The sequence below is a fragment of the Streptomyces sp. NPDC059355 genome, assembly GCF_042752335.1.
In the GTDB taxonomy this organism is placed as follows: domain Bacteria; phylum Actinomycetota; class Actinomycetes; order Streptomycetales; family Streptomycetaceae; genus Streptomyces.
In genome coordinates this window covers 1-20805 of record NZ_JBHYXN010000052.1, presented here as the reverse complement: position 1 = coordinate 20805, position 20805 = coordinate 1, and the positions used below count along the sequence as shown (strand labels likewise).

Below are 20805 nucleotides of genomic sequence, written 5' to 3'. Positions count from 1 at the left end.
CCCGGTAAGCCCCTCCCGTTACCGTCGGGTCGCTTTGACACCGGCGCACGCGAGGAGCGATCGATGGTCCGTACCGCCCGCACCACCAGCAGCACCGCGGCCGCCGTGGCGGCCGTACTCGCGGCAGCCGCCCTGGGCCTGGCCCCCCACCAGGCCCGGGCGGCGACCGCCCCCGCCGCGGCGGCTTCGTCGGCCTCGTCCGACCTCCGCTTCCACGACATCCCCGGCTCCGGCGGAATCACCCTGAAGGGCAACGTCTTCACCCCCGCCGACGCGCGGCCCGGCCGGACGTACCCGCTCATCGTGCTCCCCACCAGCTGGGGCATGCCGCAGATCGAATACGTCGCCCAGGCCGAGAAGCTCGCCGACGACGGCTACGTCGTCGTCAGCTACACCTCCCGCGGCTTCTGGCTCTCCGGCGGCCGGATCGAGGTCGCCGGCCCGCCCGACGTCGCCGACGCGTCCGCCGTCATCGACTGGGCGCTCGCCAACACCCCGGCCGACGCCGCCCGCATCGGCCTGGGCGGGGTCTCGTACGGGGCGGGCATCAGCCTGCTGGCCTCCGCGCACGATCCCCGGATCAAGGCCGTGGTCGCGCTGAGCGGCTGGGCCGACATCATCGAGTCGATCTACTCGGGCCGCACCCAGCACCTGCAGGCCGCGGCCCTGCTCGGCGGCGCCGGCTACCTGACCGGCCGCCCCGGCCCCGAACTCCGGCAGATCCTCGGCGACTTCGCCGGCTCCCGGCTGGACCGGGAAGAGCAGATGATCGAGTGGGGCAAGAAGCGCTCAGCCGGGGAGCGGATCGACGAGATCAACGCCAACGGCGCCGCGATCATGCTGGGCAACGCCTGGGGAGACACCATCTTCCCGCCCAACCAGTACGCGGCCTTCTACGAGAGGCTGACCGGCCCCAAGCGCCTGGAGTTCCGGCCCGGCGACCACGCCACCGCCGAGGGCACCGGCCTGCTCGGGCTGCCCAACGACACCTGGACCAACGCCCACCGCTGGTTCGACCGCTACCTCAAGGGCGAGCGCAACGGCGTGGACACCGAGGCGCCGGTGCAGATCAAGTCCCGCAGCAGCGAGGGATACGAAGGCTACGCGGACTGGAAGTCGGTCGGCTCCGGCGGCACCGAGAAGCTGCCGCTCTCCGACAGCGAGCACGTCTTCACGGGCGTCGACTCGGGCGCCGACGGCGGCGTCGTCCTGCTCTCCGGAATCCTGGACCAGTTCGCCAAGGCTCCCCCGACCGTCTCCGTCCCGCTCCTGCCGCGCGCCTTCGCCGCCGTCTGGCAGTCCCCGCGCCAGGACGCCGACCGCCGCATCCGCGGCACGGTGAAGCTGCACACCACGGTCACCCCCACCGCCCCGGACGGAACGTTCGTCGCGTACCTCTACGACGTCGGCCCGCTCGGCATCGGCAAGCTCGTCAGCAACGCCCCGTACACCTTCCACGGCAAGCCCCGGGGCCAGTCCTTCGGCGTGGACCTGGACCTGTTCTCCACCGCCTACGACGTGCCCGAGGGCCACCGGCTCGCCCTCGTCATCGACACCGTCGACCCCCTCTACATCGAGCACAACCCCACCGGCGCACAGCTGACCTTCTCCTCGCCGCGCACCGATCCCTCGTACGTCTCGGTACCTCTGCGCGAGCAGTGATCTGCGGCTGCTGCCGGGCGGGGCGGCTCTTCGGAGCTACCGTGAACCGCCCGGCAGCACCGTTCCGGGTTCCGCCTCGACCACGTCGACCGCCCCGGTCTTCGGGCTGCGCCGCTCGAACCGCGCCACCCAGCCGGCGAACCAGGAGAGCAGCATGCACATCCCGATGTAGATCGGGGAGATGATCATCACGACGGGGATGAACGGCAGGTCGTAGTCGAGGTTCGAGGCGATCAGCTTGCCCGCGTGCAGGAACTCCTCGTACGTGATCAGGTAGCCGAGCGAGGTGTCCTTCAGGGCCACCACCAGCTGGCTGATGATCGCGGGCAGCATCGCCCGCACCGCCTGCGGGGCGAGCACGAACGTCATCACCTGGGTCTTGCGCATGCCGAGCGCGTACGCCGCCTCGCGCTGGCCCCGGTCGACGGAGTTGATCCCCGTACGGAAGACCTCGGCGAGCACCGAGCCGTTGTACAGGGTCAGCCCCGCCACCAGCGCGGGCAGCGGCTGGACCTTCAGGGCGACGAAGATGAAGAAGATCATCACCAGTACCGGCATGGCCCGGAAGAACTCCACGCACAGCGTGGCCGCCCAGTGCACCGGCCGGTGCACGGAGAGCCGCCCGGCCGCGAGCACCGCGCCGAGGACCAGCGAGAACACCGAGGCGTACAGGAAGGCCTTGAGGGTGTTCCCCAGCCCCTTGAGCAGCAGTTCCTGGATCCCCTTGTACGTGAAGGGGCTCCACTTGGCGGCGGTGAACTGCTCGGTGTCGAACAGGAGGTAGAGGATCCAGGCGAGCAGGGCGAGGATCACCACCGTGGCGGCGATCCCGTAGAGGAAGTGCCGGCGCCGGGTCCGCGGGCCGGGCAGGTCGTAGAGGGCGGTGGACTCCAGGTCCCCATGGAGCGCGTGCGCGGTCATCGGGTGATCCCCCAGCGCTTCTCCAGCACGTTGAAGAGCGCGCTGATGGACAAGGTGATGATCAGGTAGCCGACGGCGATCCAGACGAAGGTCCAGATGATGTTGTAGCCCAGCTCGCTGAGTGTCTTGTACGTGCCCAGCAGCTCGGTGACGCTGAAGGCGCCGGCGATCGCCGAGTTCTTGGCGAGGGCGATCAGCGTGGACCCGATGGGCGGGATGACGCTGCGGAAGGCCTGCGGCAGGACCACCGAGCCCAGGGTCTGGGTGAAGGTCATGCCCAGGCTGCGGGAGGCCTCGCCCTGGCCCTTGGGCACGGTGTTGATGCCCGAGCGCAGTACCTCGCAGATGAAGGCGGAGGTGTAGCAGCCCAGGGCGAGGACCGCGAACATCTGGAAGGGCAGGACCAGACCGAAGCGCGGCAGGCCCAGCAGCACGGCGAAGAAGAGCAGGGTGAGCGGGGTGTTGCGGAGCACGGTGACCCAGACCGTGCCGAAGACCCGCAAGGAGCCGACGGGCGCGACACGGAAGGAGGCCATCACGAAGCCGAGGACCAGGGCGAGGAGCGAGGCGTAGACCGTGAGCTGGACGGTTCCGAGGAAGCCCTGCCAGTAGAGCGAGAAGTTCTGTGTGAGCACGTACATGGTGGTGGCTCTCCCCTCAGCTCGCCGGGTAGCGGTCGATGGCGGGCGGTTTGGGGGCCGGGACGCCGGACAGGCCGAGCGTGGCCTCGTACGCCTTCTTCCAGTTCCCGTTCCTCTCCTGCTCCTCCAGGGCGTCGTCGAGGGCGAAGCGCAGGGCGTTGTCGCTGCGCGGGACGCCGATGCCGTAGGGCTCCTTGGAGAAGGGCTCGCCCACGACCTTCAGTTCCTCGGGGACCTTGGCCGCGTAGCCGAGGAGGATGGAGTCGTCGGTGGAGACGGCGTCGACCTGGTAGGTCAGCAGGTTGTCCACGCAGACCGAGTAGGTGTCGTACGCGACGAGGACCGCCTTGGGGTACTCGCGCCCCAGCCGCTGGTAGGGGGTGGAGCCGGCGGCGGAGCAGACCTTCTTGCCGGCGAGGTCGCCCGGCCCCTTGATGTCCTTCTCGTCCTTGCGCACGAGCAGGGACTGGCCGGCCATGAAGTACGGGCCGGCGAAGCCGACCTGCTTCTTGCGGTTGTCGTTGATCGTGTAGGTGCCGACGTAGTAGTCGATCTGGCCGTTCTGGAGGGCCGTCTCGCGGTTGGCGGAGGCGATCGTCTTGAACTCGATCGTCTTGGGATCGAAGCCGAGCGAGGCCGCCATCATCTTGGCGATCTCTACGTCGAAACCGGAGTAGCGGCCGCTCGCCGGGTCCTTCTCGCCCAGGTACGGCTGGTCCTCCTTGACCCCGACCACCAGGTGGCCGCGCTTCTTGGCGCGTTCCCAGGTACGGGACTGCGGCAGCTCGAAGCCGGTCGCGACCTTGTACACCGGAAGGTCCTCGGGCTGGGGGCCCTTGACCGGCGGGCTGCCCTCCTTGCCGCAACCGGAGAGGAGCGCCAGCAGGACGGCGACGAGGAGGAGCGGCAGGAGACGCAGGGGACGGCGGGACGGGCGGGACGGGCGGGGACGGCGGCGGGCGCGCGGGCGCGCGCCGTGGGTGCGCTTCATCGGCCCGCCCTCAGTGCTTGAGGATCTTGGAGAGGAAGTCCCGGGCCCGCTCGCTCTCCGGGGCGGTGAAGAACTCCTCCGGCGTGCGGTCCTCGACGATCCTGCCGTCGGCCATGAACACGACGCGGTTGGCGGCGGACCGGGCGAAGCCCATCTCGTGGGTGACGACGACCATGGTCATGCCGTCGGCGGCGAGCTGGCGCATGACCTCCAGCACCTCGTTGATCATCTCCGGGTCGAGGGCCGAGGTGGGCTCGTCGAAGAGCAGCGCCTTGGGGTTCATGGCGAGGGCCCGGGCGATCGCGACGCGCTGCTGCTGACCGCCGGAGAGCTGGGCGGGGTACTTCGGGGCCTGGTCGGCGAGGCCCACGCGGCCGAGCAGCTCCCGGGAGCGCTTGTCGGCCTCGTCCTTCTTGCGCTTCCTGACCTTGACCTGCGCGAGCGAGACGTTGGCGAGGACGGTCTTGTGCGCGAAGAGGTTGAAGGACTGGAAGACCATGCCCACGTCGGCGCGCAGGGCTGCCAGCTCCTTGCCCTCGTCCGGCAGCGGCTTGCCGTCGAGCCGGATCGTGCCCGACTCGATGGTCTCCAGGCGGTTGATCGTCCGGCACAGGGTCGACTTCCCGGAGCCGGAGGGGCCGATGATCACCACCACCTCCCCGCGGCCGACAGTGAGGTTGATGTCCTGCAGAACGTGCAACGCCCCGTAGTGCTTGTTGACGTCCCGCAGCTCGATCAACGGATCGACGGCCATACGCTGCCCTGCCCACCTGTCGGAGTGTCGAGGTCAGCGCAAACTATCCAGCGGCGGAAGGGCACTTCCGCTCGACACGCCTAAAGGCGACATAAAGATCAATCAGGTCAGCCTTCGGAGGCTTCGGCGTACGCCTGGGAGAGCTCCGGGGAGCCCGTCATCGCCCAGGACACCCCCGACTCCACCACGTTCAGCTCGCGGCCCGAGGCCAGGCGGATCACCGGCTGACCGTTGGGCCAGACCTGCCAGGTGGAGCCCAGCTTGGTCCGGATGATCACCGTGCCGAGGTAGAAGCCCGCGTCGTTGCCGAGCCAGGGCACGACCTCGGGGTCCCGGCGCCAGCGGGGCATCAGCTGGTCGAGCGCCTCCAACGAGGCCGGACTCCCGTCGAGTTCCAGCCCTGCCGCGCGCGCCTGGACGCGCAGCATCTCGCATTCCGAGAACAACTCGTTGACGCCCTCGGAGTCGTCCGTGAGGGCGGCGGCGAGTCCCGCACCCCGTTCCGTTTCGTGCCGGTTCAGCCAGTGGTCCAGGAAGGGGATGTTCATACCGACCAGCCTGGCACCAGGATCCCGCGCTGACCACAGGGCGCGCGGGATCCGTCCGGGGACCGGCTACGCGTCCAGCGACAGGTCGACGACCACCGGCGCGTGGTCCGAGGCGCCCTTGCCCTTGCGCTCCTCGCGGTCGACGTACGCGTCGGTGACGGCCTTGGTGAAGGGCTCGTTCCCGTAGACCAGGTCGATGCGCATGCCCCGGTTCTTGGGGAAGGCGAGCTGGCGGTAGTCCCAGTACGTGTACGGCCGGTCGTACTTGAGCGGGCGCGGCAGCACGTCGGAGAGGCCCGCGGCACGCAGTGCCTCCAGGGCGGCGCGCTCGGCGGGGGTCACGTGGGTCAGGCCGGCGAAGACCGCCGGGTCGTACACGTCCTCGTCGGTCGGGGCCACGTTGTAGTCGCCGAGCACCGCGAACGGGCGCGGGCCGGCCGCGTCTTCGGCGACGGCGGTGGTCAGCGCGCGGAACCAGTCCAGCTTGTACCCGTAGTGGTCGTGCTCGACCTCGCGGCCGTTCGGCACGTACACCGACCACAGGCGCACCCCGCCGCAGGTGGCGGAGACCGCCCGGGGCTCCTCGACGCCCTCGTAGTCGGGGCCGCCGGGCAGACCCTTGACCACGTCTTCCAGGCCGACCTTGGAGATCAGTGCCACCCCGTTCCACCTGCCGGTGGCGTTGACGGCCGACTCGTACCCCAGCTCGCGCAGCTGCTCGTGCGGGAACTGCTCCGCGGAGCACTTGGTCTCCTGGATGCACACGACATCGGTGCCGGAGCTCTCCAGCCAGGCCAGCAGCCGGGGCAGCCGGGCGGTGATCGAGTTGACGTTGAACGTGGCGATACGCATGCCGTCCAACCTACCGCCCGGCACCGACAGTCACAGCTGGGCGGCGTCCCCGGCGGCGAGCCGCCCGTGGTCGGTGCCGCCCAGGGCCGCGAGGGCGTTGTCGTAGATCGGCCGGGCGATGTCCGAGAGGTAGGCGTCGTGGATGTCGATCGCCCGGCGCGGCTTGACCTCGCGCAGGTAGTCGATCACCTCGGCGACCTTGTTCCAGGGCGCGTGCACCGGCAGCATCAGCGTGTCCACGGGCACCTCGGGCACGGTCAGCGCGTCACCGGGGTGGAAGAGCGAACCGTCCACGAGGTAGCCGACATTGGTGACCCGCGGGATGTCGGGGTGGATCACGGCGTGCAGCTCGCCGTGGACCTGGACCTCGAAGCCGGCGGCGCTGAAGGCGTCCCCGTGGCCGACGGTGTGCACCCGGCCCGGATAGGCGGGGGCCATCCGCTCCGCGACGCTGCGCAGCGTCCAGAGCGCGGCAGCCGGGTTGGCGTCGAGGGCGGCGCGCAGCCGGCCCTCGTCGAAGTGGTCGGGGTGCTCGTGGGTGACGAGCAGGGCGTCCGCCCCGAGCCCGGCGTCGGGTTCGCTGAAGGCGCCCGGGTCGATGACGAGGACGCGCCCGTCCTTCTCCAGTTGGACACAGGAGTGCAGCCGCTTGGTGAGCTTCATGGGAGCAGGCTATCGGCGGGCCCCGCCGGGCCGCCGTCGCTACGGCGTCGCCGTGGAGACCACGTAGACCCTCGGCTTGGCCGGGTCGGTGAGGTCGACCGTGACGTCCCGGGTGGGGCGCGGGTTCGGCTGCTCCAGGGTGGTGCCGTACCAGGTGTTGTGCGGGCCCCAGCTCCAGCCCGCGATCGCGGCGTCGTGCGCCCCGACGGAGACCTCGCGGCTCAGCCCGGACCGGCTGGTGCCGATCTCGGCCAGGAAGGTGTCCAGGTCGGCGGGGGTGACCGCGAACTGGACGTACAGCCGGCTGGTGCGCCAGTTGTTGGTCTCCAGGAACCCGACCCGCCAGGCCTTCGGCGGGATCGGCACCTCGTAGATGCTGCGCTGCACCTTGGAGGGCCAGCCGGGGCGCACCTTCGTCGCGCCGACCTTGGCGGCCTTGTCCCGGCCGCTCTCACGGCTCTGCCGGGCGGAGACGGCGAGGTAGCCCGCGGGCACGCCGACCAGCAGCAGGATGATGATCGCGGTGATCCAGCGGCGCCGTACGACGTGCCGCCGGTCCTCCACCGGGAGGGGGGTGCCGGGGGTGCCGCCCTCGTCGGGGGCCGGCGCCTGGCGGGGCAGGGAGGGCGGGGTCACTGCGTGCCCCCCTCGGGGAGGTCGGCGGCCTTGGGGTCCCCGGCCCCGGAGCCGGCCGCCCCGGCCCCGTCGGCTTCGAGCTCCGCCGCCCTGCGCTCGGCGGCCTCGGCCTCCGCGGCCTTGGCCTCGGCGGCCTTGCGCTCCACGGTGGCCGGGGAGTCGATCAGGCCCCACTGCGCGTAGCGCTCGTACCGCTCGACGCGCCGGCGCGTGGCGCGGCGGAAGCGGCGGGCGACGAGCCGGGCGAGGTCGGCGGCCCCGACCATGCCGGCCTCGGGGCCGAGCTCGGCCTTGGCGATACGGGCCTCGGGGCGGTAGCCGCGACCGGTGAGGTGGCGCCGGAAGGCGTCCCGCGCGGGGCCGATGAGCAGGTCGTCGGCGGCGCTGACGCCGCCGCCGATGACGAAGCAGGCGGGGTCGAGGGCGGCGGCGAGGTTGGCGATGCCGACGCCCAGCCACTGGCCGATGTCCTGGAGGAGCTCGACGCACATGGCGTCACCCTCGCGGGCCAGCTCGGTGATGAGCGGCCCGGTGATCTCCGCGACGTTGCCGCCGACCTTGGCGATGATGTTGTACGCGACCGGCGAGTCGGCGGCGGCCAGCTCGCGGGCCTCGCGGACCAGGGCGTTGCCGGAGCTGTACTGCTCCCAGCAGCCGCGGTTGCCGCAGGGGCAGCGGTGGCCGCCGGGCACGACCTGCATGTGGCCGAACTCGCCGGCGACCCCGAAGCGGCCGCGCTTGACCTGGCCGCCTTCGAGGATCGCACCGCCGATGCCGGTGCCGAGCGTGATCATCACGAGGTGGTCCTCGCCGCGCCCGGCGCCGAAGCGCCATTCCGCCCAGGCGGCGGTGTTGGCATCGTTGTCCACCATGACCGGGACCGCGAGCCGGGACTGGAGCGCGTCGCGCAGCGGCTCGTCGCGCCAGGCCAGGTGGGGTGCGAAGAGCACCCGGGAGCGGTCGGCGTCGACCCAGCCGGCCGCGCCGATGCCCACGGCGTGGACGTCGTGCCGGTCGGACAGGTCGAGCACCAGCTCGACGATGGTGTCCTCGACGACCTTGGGGCTCTTGGACTTGTCGGGGGTCTCGGTGCGGATCTTCTCCAGGATGACCCCGTCGGCGTCGACGACGCCGGCCATCACCTTGGTGCCGCCGATGTCGATGCCGACGGTCGGGACGCGCGGGGCGGTCAGGTGCGACCGGCGCTCACGGGTCCCGATGGTCCGCAGGACGGTGCCCCGCGCCGACCCCCGGTGGGTGAGCGCAAAGTCCCGGTACGTGCTCATCGAGTCGTGTCGTCCCTCAGGGTGCGGTGGTTCCGGACGCCGGATCGGCTGCTCCGGACGGGTGGTCCGGTCCTGATTCTGCCACCCGCTCCAGTTCGTGGCTCAGCTCGTCCAGCTCGGAGCCGCCCGCCATCTGGCGGGTGAGCTCGTCCAGGGTGATCGAGTCACGGGTGTGGCTGCCCGCCATCGTGCCCCGCTTGAGCAGCACGAACCGGTCGCCGACCAGGTAGGCGTGGTGCGGGTTGTGGGTGATCAGGACCACGCCGAGGCCCGCGTCACGGGCGGCGGCGACGTACTTGAGGACCACGCCCGACTGCTTCACCCCGAGGGCGGCGGTGGGCTCGTCGAGGACGAGCACCTTGGCCCCGAAGTAGACGGCGCGGGCGATGGCCACGCACTGCCGCTCGCCGCCGGACAGGGTGCCGATCGGCTGGTCGACGTCGCGCAGGTCGATGCCCATGCGCAGCAGCTCGGCGCGGGTGGTCTCCCGCATGAGGTCGACGTCGAGGCGGCGGAAGGGGCCGCGGCCCCTGGTGGGCTCGGAGCCGAGGAAGAAGTTCCGCCAGACGGGCATGAGCGGGACGACGGCCAGGTCCTGGTAGACGGTGGCGATGCCGTGGTCGAGGGCGGCGCGCGGGTTGGCGAGCACGGTCTCCTCGCCCTCGATCTCGAAGCGGCCGGCGTCGTGCCGGTGCAGCCCCGCAATGATCTTGATGAGGGTGGACTTGCCGGCGCCGTTGTCGCCGAGGACACAGGTGATCTCGCCGGCGCGGACCTCCAGGGAGACCCCCTGGAGCGCGCGGATGTTGCCGTAGAACTTGCTGACGTCGGTCATCTCCACGAGCGCCGGCGCGGAGGACTTCTCGTACGGGGTCTCGGACACGGCCTTGGTCATCACTTCGCCTCCGCCCGCTTGCGGACCCATGCGTTGAGCAGCGTCGCCAGCAGGAGCATGGCGCCGAGGAAGAACTTGAACCAGTCCGGGTTCCACTGGGCATACACGATGCCGTTGCTGGTCATGCCGAAGATGAAGGCGCCGACGGCCGAGCCGATCGCCGAGCCGTAGCCGCCGGTCATCAGGCAGCCGCCGATGACGGCCGCGATGATGTACAGGAACTCGTTGCCGACGCCCTCGCCCGACTGGACCACGTCGAACGAGAAGAGGATGTGCTGCCCGGAGATCCAGGCGCACAGGGCGACGCCCATGTACAGGCCGATCCGGGTCTTGACGACGGGGACGCCGGTCGCGCGGGCCGCGTCCGCCCCGCCGCCGACCGCGAAGATCCAGTTGCCGGCGCGGGTGCGCAGCAGGATCCAGGTGGCGACGGCGACCAGGGCCAGCCACCACAGGATGGTGACCTTGAGGGTGACCGAGCCGACGTTCCACTGCGAGGCGAAGAGCGCGCGGGCGGAGGAGAAGCCCTCCATGTCGGCGATCGTCTTGGTCGAGACGGAGCCGCTGATCAGCTTGGTGAAGCCGAGGTTCAGGCCCGTCAGCATCAGGAACGTGCCGAGCGTGATGATGAAGCTGGGCAGCCGGGTACGGGTCAGCATGAACCCGTTGAAGAACCCGATGGCCAGGGTGACCAGCAGGGACACCCCGACGCCCACCCACACGTTGGCGGTCATCCGGTAGCTGAACATCGAGCTGACCAGTGCCGAGGTGGTGACCATGACCCCGGCGGAGAGGTCGAACTCGCCGCCGATCATCAGCAGGGCCACGGGGCACGCCATGATCCCGATGGTGGAGGCCGAGTACAGGATCGTGCTGAGGCTGGAGGCCTGCAGAAAGCTCGGCGCGGCGAAGGAGAAGAAGACGAAGACGGCGGCCGCGCCGACGACCGCGCCCAGCTCGGGGCGGCCGAGCAGCCTGCGGACCAGGGAGGTGGGGGCGAGCCGCTCGTCGACGGCCGTTGCCGTGCTCATCGGCTGCCCCGCTTGATGAACTCCTCCAGCTTGCCGGCCTCGTCGGCCGTCACGATCTGCGGTCCGGTCAGTACGGGGCGGCCGCCGCCGAGCACGTTCGCGTTGTAGCGGTAGAGCCAGAGCAGGTCGATGGCCTCGTAGCCCTGCAGGTAGGGCTGCTGGTCGACGGCGAAGCCGAGGGCGCCGGACTTGAGGTCGCGGGCGACGGACTCGTTGAGGTCGAAGGTGTCGACCTCGGCCTTGCTGCCCGCCGCGTCCTTCGCCTTGACCGCCGTCGGCGCGAAGGGGGCGCCGAGCGTGACGATCGCGTCGACGGAGGGGTCGGCCTGCAGCTTCGCCTGGATGGCCGCCTGCACGGAGGGCATGTTGGTGCCTTCGACGTACAGGTTCTCCATGGTCCCGCCGAACGTCTTCTTCGCCCCGGCGCAGCGCTGCTCGTGGCCCACGTTGCCCTGCTCGTGCAGGACGCAGACGGCCTTCTTCTTGCCGCGCTTGGTCAGCTCGGTGCCGACCGCCTCGCCGGCGATCTGCTCGTCCTGGCCGATGTGGGTGAGGGCGCCGTACTCGGCGGACTGCGCGGATCCGGAATTGACCGTGATCACCGGGATGCCGGCCTTGACCGCCTTGCCGATGACGTCCTTGAGCGCCTCGGGCTTGGCCAGACTGACCACGATCCCGTCGACCTTCTGGTCGATGGCGTTCTGCACGAACTGGGCCTGCTGCTGAGCCTGGTCGTCGTGGGCGTAGACGAAGTTGATGTTGTCCTTCGCCGCGGCCTCCTTGGCGCCCTTCTGGACGATGTCCCAGAAGGTGTCGCCGTCGCCCGCGTGCGTGACCATCGCGAAGGTCCAGCGCGGGGTGGACACGGCGGGCCGGCCCGCCTGCGCGGCCTTCGCCCGGTCCTCGGCGCGCTTGCCGCCCGTGCTGCTGCAGCCCACGAGGGAGGCTCCCAGCACCGCCGCGAGCACGGCGCCCACGACGCGTACCCCTGTCCGAACCCTAGCCACGTCTGCGTGCCCTTCCCTCGTCCTGCGTCTGCCGCCGCCGTCTGGGGCTGCTGCTGCCGCCAAAGCGGTCATTACGGTTCCAGCCGCTCAGTATCCGCCACAGTGGACCATGTGTGGTCATCGGGGCCTTAGAGCCCATCCGGGCCCAACTTTGCCATCGAAGGCCTCTCCGGGCGGATTGACAGCTTCCGGTGACAGGGTCACGTTGATTGCATGCGCATCGGGGTGATCGGAACGGGCCGGATCGGCTCCTTCCACGCGGCGGCACTGGCCCGCCACCGGGACGCCGGCTCGCTGCTGCTCGCCGACGCCGATCCCGCACGGGCGGCGCGCCTCGCCGACCGGCTGGGGGCGACCGCCGCCCCGTCCGTGGAGCAGGTCTTCACCTGGGGCGTGGACGCCGTGGTCGTGGCCTGCGCCACCGACGGGCACGCCGAGCTGGTCCTGCGGGCGATCCGCGGCGGGCTCCCGGTGTTCTGCGAGAAACCCCTGGCCACCGATCTGGCCCGGACACTGAGCGTGCTGCGCGAGGTGTCCGCCGCGGACGGGGTGCTCCAGCTGGGCTTCATGCGCCGCTTCGACGCGGGCTGCCGCACCGCGCGGGAGCTGGTGCGCTCCGGGGCCCTGGGGCGGCTGCACACCGTACGGACCATGACCGCCGATCCGGCGCCGCCGCCCGCCGCGTACCTGGCGACGTCCGGCGGCCTGTACCGGGACTGCCTCGTGCACGACTTCGACATGGTCCGCTGGGTGACCGGGCACGAGGTGAGCGAGGTGTACGCGACCGGCTCCGACGCGGGTGGGCCGGTCTTCCGGGAACTCGGCGACGTGGACACCGCCATCGCCCTCCTCACCCTGGACGACGGGACCCTGGCCACCTGTACGGGCACCCGGTGCAACGGCGCCGGGTACGACGTCCGGATGGAGCTGGCCGGGACGCTCGACCAGGTCTCCTCCGGGCTGGACGACCGGACCCCGATCGCCTCGACCGAACCGCACGGCCCGCCCCCGGCGAGCAAGCCCTGGACGGGGTTCCTGGAGCGGTTCGCCCCCGCGTACGAGGCGGAGCTGGCGGCCTTCGTCAAGCTGGTGCGCGGCGAGGGCCCCAACCCGTGCGACGGCCGGGAGGCCCTGGCCGCGCTGCGCATCGCGGAGGCCTGCGAGGTGTCGCGGCGGGAGCGGCGCCCGGTCCGGATGGCGGAGCTCCCGGACCTGTAGGGGCGCCGGGGGCCGCGGCGGGGGCGGTACGGGATCGGCCACGGGCGGCGCTACCAGCGCACCGGCAGCCGGGTCACGCCCCGGATCAGGCTGCCCCCGATGTACGTCGGAGCCTCCTCTGCCGGGTCCTCGGCCAGGTCGGGGAAGCGCTCCAGCAGCCCGCGGAGCGCGATGCGGCCCTCCATGCGGGCGAGCGGGGCGCCGATGCAGAAGTGCAGCCCGTGCCCGAAGGCGAGGTGGCCCTGCGGTGAGCGCCGGATGTCGAAGGTGTCGGGGGCCTCGTACCGCCCGGGGTCGCGGTCCGCGCCGGCCAGCGAGACGAGGACGGTGGCCCCGGCCGGGATGGCGGTGCCCCCGAGCTCCATGTCCTCGGGGGCGTAGCGGTAGGTGGTGTTCTGCACCGGGCCGTCGTAACGCAGCATCTCCTCGACCGCGCCGTCGAGCAGGCCGTCGTAGTCGGCGCGCAGGGCGGCCAGTTGGTCCGGGTGGGCCAGCAGGGCGCGCGTGCCGTTGGATATGAGGTTGACGGTGGTCTCGTGGCCGGCGATCAGCAGCAGGAAGGCCATGCCGATCAGCTCGTCGGGCGACAGCGCGTCGCCGTCCTCGTCGCGGGTCCGGATGAGGGCGCTGAGCAGGTCCTCGCCGGGCTCCTCGGCCTTGGCCTCGACGAGCTCCGCGAGGTAGTCGCCGAGCTTCTGGTGCGCGGTGGTGCTCGGGGTCACGGAGGTGGGGGCGAGTACCTCCTTGGACCAGTGGCTGAAGCGCTCGCGGTCCACGTCCGGGACGCCGAGGAGTTCGCCGATGACGGTCATGGGAAGCGGGAAGGCGAGAGCCTTGATCAGGTCGGCCGTGCGCTGCGGGCGGGCGGCCATCGCATCGAGCAGTTCGTCGGCGGTCCGCTGGACGCGGGGGCGCATGGCCTGCACGCGGCGCAGGGTGAACTCGCGGGCGACCAGACGGCGCAGCCGGGTGTGGTGCGGCGGGTCGGCCTCCAGCATGTTGCTGTTGGCGGCGGTGGTCACGATGCCCGGCAGGACCTGGCCGCGGGTCCAGTTCTTCAGCAGACCCGGGTGGTTGAGGGCCCGGCGGGACTCTTCGTACCCGACGACCAGGAACGTGGGCGTGTACGCGGCGGCCGTGACGTCGACCTGGTGCACCGGGCCCGCCGCGCGCAGCCGGGCGTAGAACGGGTAAGGGTCCGCGTGGAAGTCGGCGTCGTTCACGCTGATGTCCGGTTGTGGCATGCCGGTCAGATTAATTGCGACCGCTGAGTGCTGGAACCATCAATTTCCGGCCACGGCGCGGCGGCCCCAGGCGGTGCCGCCGAGGACGAGCGCGGCGCCCAGGACCCCGGCCGGGCCGAGGTGTTCCCCGCCGATGGCGATGCCGGCGGCGGCCGCCCACAGGGGTTCGGTGCCGAGCAGCAGGCTGACGCGGGAGGGCGAGGAGCGGCGTACGGCCCACATCTGCACGAAGAAGGCGAAGAGCGTGCAGAAGACGGAGAGGAAGGCGAGTCCCGCCCATTGGGCCGGGCCGAAGGCCGCGGCCGTCGCCCAGGGGCTGTCGCCGGTGCCGGGTACGGCGGCCAGTGCGGCGAAGACGAGGACCGCGCCGCCGAGTTGCACGGTGGTCAGCGACAGCGGGTCGGCGCCCCGGACCGACTTGATCCGCGCCATCAGGAGGACGTGCAGGGTCCGGGCGAGGGCCGCGCCGAGGATGAGCAGGTCACCGGCGCCGGGGACGGTGAGCCCGGCGCCCTGGGTGAGCAGGACGACGCCGGCGACGGAGGCCGCGGCGCCCGCGAGGAAGGCGCCCGGGGGAGCCTCGCGCCGTACGGCGGCCTCGGCGAGCGGGGTGAAGATCATGGTCAGGCTGATGATCAGGCCGGCGTTGGTGGCGGAGGTGCGCACGATGCCGTACGTCTCCAGCAGGAAGATCCCGCCGAGTACGAGGCCCAGCAGGCCTGCGCCGGACAGCTGCCGGGCCGTGAGCGCCCGCAGCCTCCGCCGGCCGGCGACGACGAGGACGGGCACCACGAGCGCGAAGCGCAGGACGAGGACCGCGATCACGGTGTGGGCCGTGGTGAGGCCCTTGGCGGCGAGGTAGCTGCCGCCCCAGACGGCGGCGACGGCGAGGACCGGCAGGTCGGCGGCGAGCCGGGCGCGGCGGGGGGCGGCGGGTGCGAGCAGGGCGGACGAGCTCACCGGGGACTCTCCATCGGCGTGGGGCGGGTGGAGACTGCGGCGGCTCCCTCGGGCGCGGCTCACCGTACCGGAGCCGATCATGGCGGTCGAGCGGGTTCGCCGGGGCCCGCCGGAGCCCGCCGGAGCCCCGGCCGGTGCCCGCGCCGCCCCTTCCGGAGCCGTCGCTTCCGGAGCCGTCCTTTCCGGATCAGCCGAAGGCGGCGAAGGTGGCCCGGCCCGTCGGGCGGTACGTGAGGATGGCGGCGCCGTTCGGCGTCGTGCGCGAAGCCACCAGGTCGTAGGCCGTGGGCAGGCCCCCCGTCGGGAACAGCCGCCGGCCGGCGCCCAGGAAGACGGGGTACACCTCCAGGTTCAGCTCGTCCACGAGGTCCCGCGCCAGCAGCCACTGGGCCAACTGCCCGCTGCCGTGCACCTGGAGCTCCCGGTGCCCCTCCAGCCCGTCCTTGATCCGCATGATCTCGCTCTGGAGCTGTTCGCCGTCGATGACGGTGGTCCCCGCCCAGGCCGGATCCTTGAGGGTGGTCGAGGCCACGTACTTCGGCAGGCCGTTCAGCCGGCTGGCGATCGGGTCGGTGGGGTCGGTCCTCTTCGGCCAGTAGTCGGCGAAGATCTCGTACGTCCGGCGCCCGAGCAGGAAGGCCGCGGCCCGGTCGAACAGCTCGATGGTGAACGCGTGCACGCCCTCGTCGTGGAAGGGGGTCAGCCAGCCGCCGTAATCGAACCCGCCGCCGGGGTCCTCCTCCGGCCCTCCCGGGGCCTGCATCACGCCGTCGAGGGTCACGAAAGTGGTGAGGGTCAGCTTGCCCATGGCTCTGCACTCCTTGTGTCCGGTGTCTCCTGCGCGGGTTCCCCTGCCCGGGTTCCCCCTGCACGGGTTCAGACTCCCCGCCGCCCCGGAACTCATCCCCGCGGCGCGCGCGAACGCGAGGTCCGATTCCCGCCAGCGCCCGCCCCCCTCCCCCGATTTCATTGAACCCGCAACGACTTGTCGGGCAACGAGAAAGAGGGAGTACGACCATGGGCAGCAAAGACGCGGTGGTGGCACTGGTGACCGGCGGCAGCCGCGGAATCGGGGCGGCCACCGCCCTGCGGCTGGCGCGGGACGGGGCCGATGTCGCCCTCACGTCGTCCACGGCGCGGAGGCCGCCGCCGGGGTCGTGTGCGGGATCGAGGCGCTCGGCCGGCGCGCCCTGGCGGTCCGGGCCGACGTGGGCGACCCGGCGCAGGCGGTCGCCGCGGTGGAGGAGACCGTACGGGGCCTGGGGCGGATCGACACGCTCGTGAACAACGCGGGCATCGGCGTACTCGGGCCGCTTGACGCACTGACCCCGGCCGATGTGGACCGGGTGCTGGCGGTCAACGTGCGCGGCGTGTTCCTGACCACTCAGGCCGCGGCCGCCCGGATGGGCTCCGGCGGGCGGATCGTCACCATCGGCAGCTGCATGACCGCGCGGGTCCCCGGCCCCGGCGGCACCCTGTACGCGATGAGCAAGGCCGCTCTGACCGGCCTGAACAAGGCGCTGGCGCGGGAGCTCGGCGAGCGCGGCATCACCGCGAACCTCGTGCACCCGGGCCCGGTGGACACCGACATGAACCCGGCGGACGGTCCCTACGCCGCCGCGCAGAGCGCACTGACGGCCCTCGGGCGCTTCGGGACCGCGCAGGAGGTGGCGGGCCTGGTGTCCTTCCTCGCCGGTCCGGACGCCGCCTATGTGACGGGCGCCGAGTTCGCGGTCGACGGCGGGCACGCGGCGTGACGAACGCGGGATACGCCGATGGGGCGCACCGCTCGCGGTGTGCCCCATCGGGCCGTGCGGGCCCCGTGCGTGTCGGCCCCCGGGGCGGTCACGGGGGCGGGATCAGCCGCCCAGCTCCTGGTTGCGGGTGGTCAGCGCGGCCGCGCCGGCCTCCGTCAGCGAGCCGTACAGGCGCAGGCGGGAGAAGCCGCCGTCCGGGAAGATGTCGATCCGCACGTGCGTGCCGACCGCCGGGGTGTCCAGTACGAAGCGGTGGTTGGTGTCGGGCTGCAGGCGGGTCCGCGGCAGGAACTCCGTCCAGTCGCCCTCCTCGCCGGACTTGACGGACAGCGAGGCCCAGCCGGCCGAGTTGCCCTTGAGGTAGGCGGTGTCGATCTCGACGGCGCGGATCGCGGAGTCGGCCACCAGCTGGTAGCGGATCCAGTCGTTGCCGTTGTCGCGGCGGCGGGCGGTCTCCCAGCCGTCGTCCATCTTGCGGGAGCGGCCCGGGTTGATGGTGTTGGTCGGCGGGGAGTAGAAGCGGTTGGAGGCGTCCTGGACGGAGCCGCCGTTCTCCAGGGCGACGACGTCGAAGGAGCCCAGCGCTTCGAGCCACTTCGGGTCGGGCAGGACCTCGCCGTAGACACGCAGGCGGGCGCTGCCGCCGTCGGGGTGCTGGTTGACACGCAGGTGCGTGAAGCGCTGCTCCACGTCCACCTCGAAGCCGTTGGCCGCGTGGCCGCCGACCGGGGTGCGGGCGACGATCGTCGTCCACTTCACGTCGTCGCCCTGGAGCTCCTCCGGGGTGGGCGCGAGGGCGCCCGCCCAGTTGGTGGCCTCGACGGAGACGGCCTGCGGCATGTTGCCGCGGAAGTGGGCGGTGTCGACGACGATGCCGCGGATGACGCCCGGGGCGCCCAGGCGTACGAGCGCCCAGTCGTGGTCCTCGGGGGTCGGCCAGGGCCGGGTGGCCGAGACGCCGCGGCGGCGGCGGGTCTCCCAGCCGTCCATGACCTTGCCCTTGTGACCGAAGTCCTCGGGGTCGAAGTGCGCGGCCTCGGAGATCAGCAGGTTCTCGCGCTGGGCGAAGAACTCGTCGTTGGCGGCGATGACACCGGCGCCCAGCTCACGGGCGGCGAGGTTCGCGTACTGGGTGAACGGGAAGTCCGCGGTGCGGTAGTCCGCGTACGGGTCGCCGCCTCCGTACGGGTTCGCGTTGCCGGTGAAGGATTCAATCGCCACTGGTCAGTTCTGCCTTTCGAGGAGTCGGCCCGTGGGCTCGGTCGGGGTGCCGTGGTCGGCGATCTGCGCACCGCGCAGCCAGGTGGACTTCACGACGCCGTGCAGGGTCTTGCCCGCGTACGCCGTGACCTGGTTGCGGTGGTGGAGTTCGGCCGGGTCCACGGTGAACGTTTCTTCGGGGGCGAGCACGGCGAAGTCGGCGTCGCGGCCGGCCTCGATCGCGCCCTTGCCGGCGAGGCCCGCGAGGGCGGCCGGGGCGGCCGACATCCAGCGCACGACGTCCTCGAGGGTGCGTCCGCGGCGGCGGGCCTCGGTCCAGATCGCCGGCAGGCCGAGCTGGAGGGAGGAGATGCCGCCCCATGCGGTGGCGAAGTCGTCCGTCTTCAGGTCCGCCGTGGAGGGCGAGTGGTCGGAGACGATGCAGTCGATGGTGCCGTCGGCGAGCGCGTCCCACAGGAGGTCCTGGTTGGCGGCCTCGCGGATGGGCGGGCAGCACTTGAACTCGCTCGCCCCGTCCGGCACTTCCTCGGCGGTGAGGGTGAGGTAGTGGGGGCAGGACTCGACGGTGATCTTGACACCCCCGGCCTTGGCGGCGGCGATCAGCGGCAGCGCGTCGGAGGAGGACAGGTGCAGTACGTGGACGCGCGCGTTCAGCCGCTTGGCCTGGGCGATCAGGTTGCCGATCGCGGTGTTCTCGGCGTCGCGCGGGCGGGAGGCCAGGAAGTCGGCGTACTTGGGTCCGGGGACGACCGGGGCTGAGTCCAGGTGGTGCGGGTCCTCGGCGTGCACGATCATCAGGCCGCCGAAGCCGGTGATCTCGGCGAGGGAGGTGGCCAGTTGCTCCTGGTCGAGCTCGGGGAACTCGTCGACGCCGGAGGGCGACAGGAAGCACTTGAAGCCGTAGACGCCGGCGTCGTGCAGCGGCGCCAGGTCCTTGACGTTGTCCGGCAGGGCGCCGCCCCAGAAGCCGACGTCCACGTGCGCCTTGGTGCGGGCGACCTCCTGCTTGACGCGGAGGTTGCCGACCGTGGTGGTCGGCGGCAGGGAATTCAGCGGCATGTCGAGGATCGTGGTGATGCCTCCGGCCGCGGCGGCGCGGGTGGCCGTCCAGAAGCCCTCCCACTCGGTGCGCCCCGGGTCGTTCACGTGTACGTGGGTGTCGACCAGGCCGGGGAGCAGGACGTCGTCGCCGAAGTCCTCCAGCCGGGCGCCGGCCGGCACCTCGGCGTCGTGCGGCAGTACGGCGACGATCTTCCCGGCGGCGACGGCGACCGAAGCGGCGCGCGTCCCCCCGGGGGTGATGACGCGAGTCGAGCGCAGTACCAGTTCCACGTCGTCGGACACGCCGGAACCTCCCCATCTACTTCCACAGAGCGAAATTCAACGTTCTGTTGACGGAGTCTCGCCGCCGATCCGGGACCAGTCAAGAGCCGCCGGACAGAGCACCGACACACCGGTATCGCAATTGGATGTTTCCACAGGATGGAATTAAGATTTCACTATCCAGAATGTAGCTACCACCACCGGGGGCGGGCGGGTAACTTCCCGAGGACGTCCGCGACCCGGACAAACCCCCTCTGACCGGCGGGTACGGCTTCGACCCGGCTCTAGGGCCGACGCCGACCGACCGGTAGGCTGCTTCCTTGCCTGCCAGCACCGAAAGGACCGCGCCGTGCCGACGTCCAGCGCCAGCACCACCGACGCTTCCGCGAAGCCCACCGCCGCCAGCGGTGGCGTTCAGTCCCTTGAGCGCGCCTTCGATCTGCTCGAACGCATGGCCGATGCCGGGGGCGAGGTCGGCCTCAGCGAGCTCTCCACCGCCAGCGGTCTGCCGCTGCCCACCATCCACCGCCTCATGCGCACCCTGGTCGCATGCGGCTACGTCCGGCAGCAGCCCAATCGACGGTACTCCCTCGGCCCCCGCCTGATCCGCCTCGGCGAGTCCGCGTCGCGCCTGCTGGGGACCTGGGCGCGGCCGTACCTGGCCCGCCTGGTCGAGGAGACCGGCGAGACGGCCAACATGGCCCTGCTCGACGGGGACGAGATCGTCTACGTCGCCCAGGTGCCCTCCAAGCACTCCATGCGCATGTTCACCGAGGTCGGCCGCCGGGTGCTGCCGCACTCCACCGGCGTGGGCAAGGCGCTGCTCGCGTACACGCCCGCCGACGAGGTACGGGCGCTGCTGGCGCGCACCGGGATGCCGGCCGCGACCGAGAAGACCATCACCACGCCGGAGGGCTTCCTGGAGGCTCTGGAGCAGGTCCGCAAGGCGGGCTACGCGGTCGACGACAACGAGCAGGAGATAGGGGTCCGCTGCCTCGCCGTGTCGGTGCCGAACTCGCCGACCGCCGCCGCGATCTCCATCTCGGGTCCGGCGGGCCGCGTGACCGAGGCCGTCGCCGAGTCCTTCGTGCCGATCCTGCAGAACGTCGCGGCGGAGCTGTCGGTGGCGCTGCAGAGCCAGAACCCCGTGTAGGTCCGCTCCGTACGCCAGGGCCCCGGCCCCCTCCGACGAGGG

At 71.6% G+C, this 20805-nt stretch carries 19 protein-coding genes and 3 pseudogenes; 5 read left to right on the top strand and 17 right to left on the bottom strand.

Going from position 1 to position 20805, the window contains the following annotated elements:
* Positions 1 to 63: 63 nt before the first annotated feature.
* Positions 64 to 1662 carry a CocE/NonD family hydrolase gene (locus tag ACFXGI_RS33415; protein WP_384715011.1) on the top strand — a complete coding sequence of 533 codons (1599 nt, stop codon included), beginning with the start codon at positions 64 to 66 and terminating at the stop codon, positions 1660 to 1662.
* Between the two features lie 36 nt (positions 1663 to 1698).
* Here the strand turns inward: ACFXGI_RS33415 and ACFXGI_RS33410 are convergent, their stop codons facing one another.
* The 12 genes and pseudogenes from ACFXGI_RS33410 to ACFXGI_RS33355 form a co-directional block, all read right to left on the bottom strand.
* Positions 1699 to 2583, bottom strand: a complete 885-nt coding sequence (locus tag ACFXGI_RS33410) for an amino acid ABC transporter permease (RefSeq protein WP_384715007.1) — start codon at positions 2581 to 2583, stop codon at positions 1699 to 1701.
* The gene (locus tag ACFXGI_RS33405; RefSeq protein ID WP_384715004.1) at positions 2580 to 3224 is read right to left on the bottom strand and encodes an amino acid ABC transporter permease; all 645 of its coding nucleotides are present in this window, start codon (positions 3222 to 3224) and stop codon (positions 2580 to 2582) included. Before ACFXGI_RS33405 ends, ACFXGI_RS33410 begins: the two co-directional genes overlap by 4 nt.
* A 16-nt stretch (positions 3225 to 3240) precedes the next feature.
* Positions 3241 to 4215, bottom strand: a complete 975-nt coding sequence (locus ACFXGI_RS33400) for a glutamate ABC transporter substrate-binding protein (protein ID WP_384715002.1) — start codon at positions 4213 to 4215, stop codon at positions 3241 to 3243.
* A 10-nt stretch (positions 4216 to 4225) separates the two neighbouring features.
* A complete protein-coding gene (locus ACFXGI_RS33395; protein WP_030858240.1) occupies positions 4226 to 4969 on the bottom strand; it encodes an amino acid ABC transporter ATP-binding protein in 744 nt (247 codons plus the stop codon).
* Between the two features lie 107 nt (positions 4970 to 5076).
* Positions 5077 to 5517: a DUF6278 family protein gene (locus tag ACFXGI_RS33390; RefSeq protein WP_384714998.1), complete on the bottom strand. Its 441-nt coding sequence runs from the start codon at positions 5515 to 5517 to the stop codon at positions 5077 to 5079.
* Positions 5518 to 5583: 66 nt separating this feature from the next.
* Positions 5584 to 6369, bottom strand: coding sequence for an exodeoxyribonuclease III (locus ACFXGI_RS33385; RefSeq protein ID WP_384714995.1), 786 nt, complete (start codon positions 6367 to 6369; stop codon positions 5584 to 5586).
* Between the two features lie 30 nt (positions 6370 to 6399).
* Positions 6400 to 7032 (bottom strand): MBL fold metallo-hydrolase, encoded by a 633-nt coding sequence (locus ACFXGI_RS33380; RefSeq protein WP_384714992.1) that lies wholly within the window; start codon positions 7030 to 7032, stop codon positions 6400 to 6402.
* A gap of 39 nt (positions 7033 to 7071) precedes the next feature.
* Positions 7072 to 7668: a hypothetical protein gene (locus ACFXGI_RS33375; RefSeq protein ID WP_384714989.1), complete on the bottom strand. Its 597-nt coding sequence runs from the start codon at positions 7666 to 7668 to the stop codon at positions 7072 to 7074.
* 110 nt (positions 7669 to 7778) lie between these two features.
* Positions 7779 to 8954 (bottom strand): annotated as a pseudogene (locus ACFXGI_RS33370) (ROK family glucokinase); the annotation flags it as partial.
* 16 nt (positions 8955 to 8970) lie between these two features.
* Positions 8971 to 9849, bottom strand: coding sequence for an ATP-binding cassette domain-containing protein (locus ACFXGI_RS33365; protein ID WP_384714986.1), 879 nt, complete (start codon positions 9847 to 9849; stop codon positions 8971 to 8973).
* Positions 9849 to 10880, bottom strand: a complete 1032-nt coding sequence (locus ACFXGI_RS33360; RefSeq protein ID WP_384714983.1) for an ABC transporter permease — start codon at positions 10878 to 10880, stop codon at positions 9849 to 9851. Before ACFXGI_RS33360 ends, ACFXGI_RS33365 begins: the two co-directional genes overlap by 1 nt.
* The gene (locus ACFXGI_RS33355; protein ID WP_030858225.1) at positions 10877 to 11857 is read right to left on the bottom strand and encodes a sugar ABC transporter substrate-binding protein; all 981 of its coding nucleotides are present in this window, start codon (positions 11855 to 11857) and stop codon (positions 10877 to 10879) included. The genes ACFXGI_RS33360 and ACFXGI_RS33355 overlap by 4 nt, the downstream gene beginning before the upstream one ends.
* 243 nt (positions 11858 to 12100) lie before the next feature.
* Here ACFXGI_RS33355 and ACFXGI_RS33350 point away from each other — a divergent pair.
* Together ACFXGI_RS33350 and ACFXGI_RS33345 are read left to right on the top strand one after the other, a co-directional pair.
* Positions 12101 to 12442, top strand: a pseudogene (locus ACFXGI_RS33350) (Gfo/Idh/MocA family oxidoreductase); the annotation flags it as partial.
* A 12-nt stretch (positions 12443 to 12454) separates the two neighbouring features.
* Positions 12455 to 13105, top strand: a complete 651-nt coding sequence (locus ACFXGI_RS33345) for a Gfo/Idh/MocA family oxidoreductase (protein ID WP_384715090.1) — start codon at positions 12455 to 12457, stop codon at positions 13103 to 13105.
* Between the two features lie 50 nt (positions 13106 to 13155).
* Here ACFXGI_RS33345 and ACFXGI_RS33340 read toward each other — a convergent pair whose 3' ends face one another.
* From ACFXGI_RS33340 to ACFXGI_RS33330, 3 genes are all read right to left on the bottom strand, one after another.
* Positions 13156 to 14349: a cytochrome P450 gene (locus ACFXGI_RS33340; protein ID WP_384714979.1), complete on the bottom strand. Its 1194-nt coding sequence runs from the start codon at positions 14347 to 14349 to the stop codon at positions 13156 to 13158.
* 39 nt (positions 14350 to 14388) lie between these two features.
* The gene (locus ACFXGI_RS33335) at positions 14389 to 15309 is read right to left on the bottom strand and encodes a DMT family transporter (protein ID WP_384714976.1); all 921 of its coding nucleotides are present in this window, start codon (positions 15307 to 15309) and stop codon (positions 14389 to 14391) included.
* Positions 15310 to 15496: 187 nt separating this feature from the next.
* Positions 15497 to 16117 (bottom strand): dihydrofolate reductase family protein, encoded by a 621-nt coding sequence (locus ACFXGI_RS33330; protein WP_384714972.1) that lies wholly within the window; start codon positions 16115 to 16117, stop codon positions 15497 to 15499.
* 209 nt (positions 16118 to 16326) lie between these two features.
* Here ACFXGI_RS33330 and ACFXGI_RS33325 point away from each other — a divergent pair.
* Positions 16327 to 17066: pseudogene (locus tag ACFXGI_RS33325) on the top strand (SDR family oxidoreductase).
* A 102-nt stretch (positions 17067 to 17168) separates the two neighbouring features.
* Here the strand turns inward: ACFXGI_RS33325 and alc are convergent.
* Both alc and allB read right to left on the bottom strand, forming a co-directional pair.
* Positions 17169 to 18287, bottom strand: a complete 1119-nt coding sequence (gene alc, locus ACFXGI_RS33320) for an allantoicase (RefSeq protein ID WP_384714969.1) — start codon at positions 18285 to 18287, stop codon at positions 17169 to 17171.
* 3 nt (positions 18288 to 18290) lie between these two features.
* A complete protein-coding gene (gene allB, locus ACFXGI_RS33315) occupies positions 18291 to 19631 on the bottom strand; it encodes an allantoinase AllB (RefSeq protein WP_384714966.1) in 1341 nt (446 codons plus the stop codon).
* 328 nt (positions 19632 to 19959) lie between these two features.
* On the opposite strand from allB, the gene ACFXGI_RS33310 reads away from it, so the two are divergent.
* Positions 19960 to 20763, top strand: a complete 804-nt coding sequence (locus ACFXGI_RS33310; protein ID WP_384714963.1) for an IclR family transcriptional regulator — start codon at positions 19960 to 19962, stop codon at positions 20761 to 20763.
* Positions 20764 to 20805: the final 42 nt, after the last annotated feature.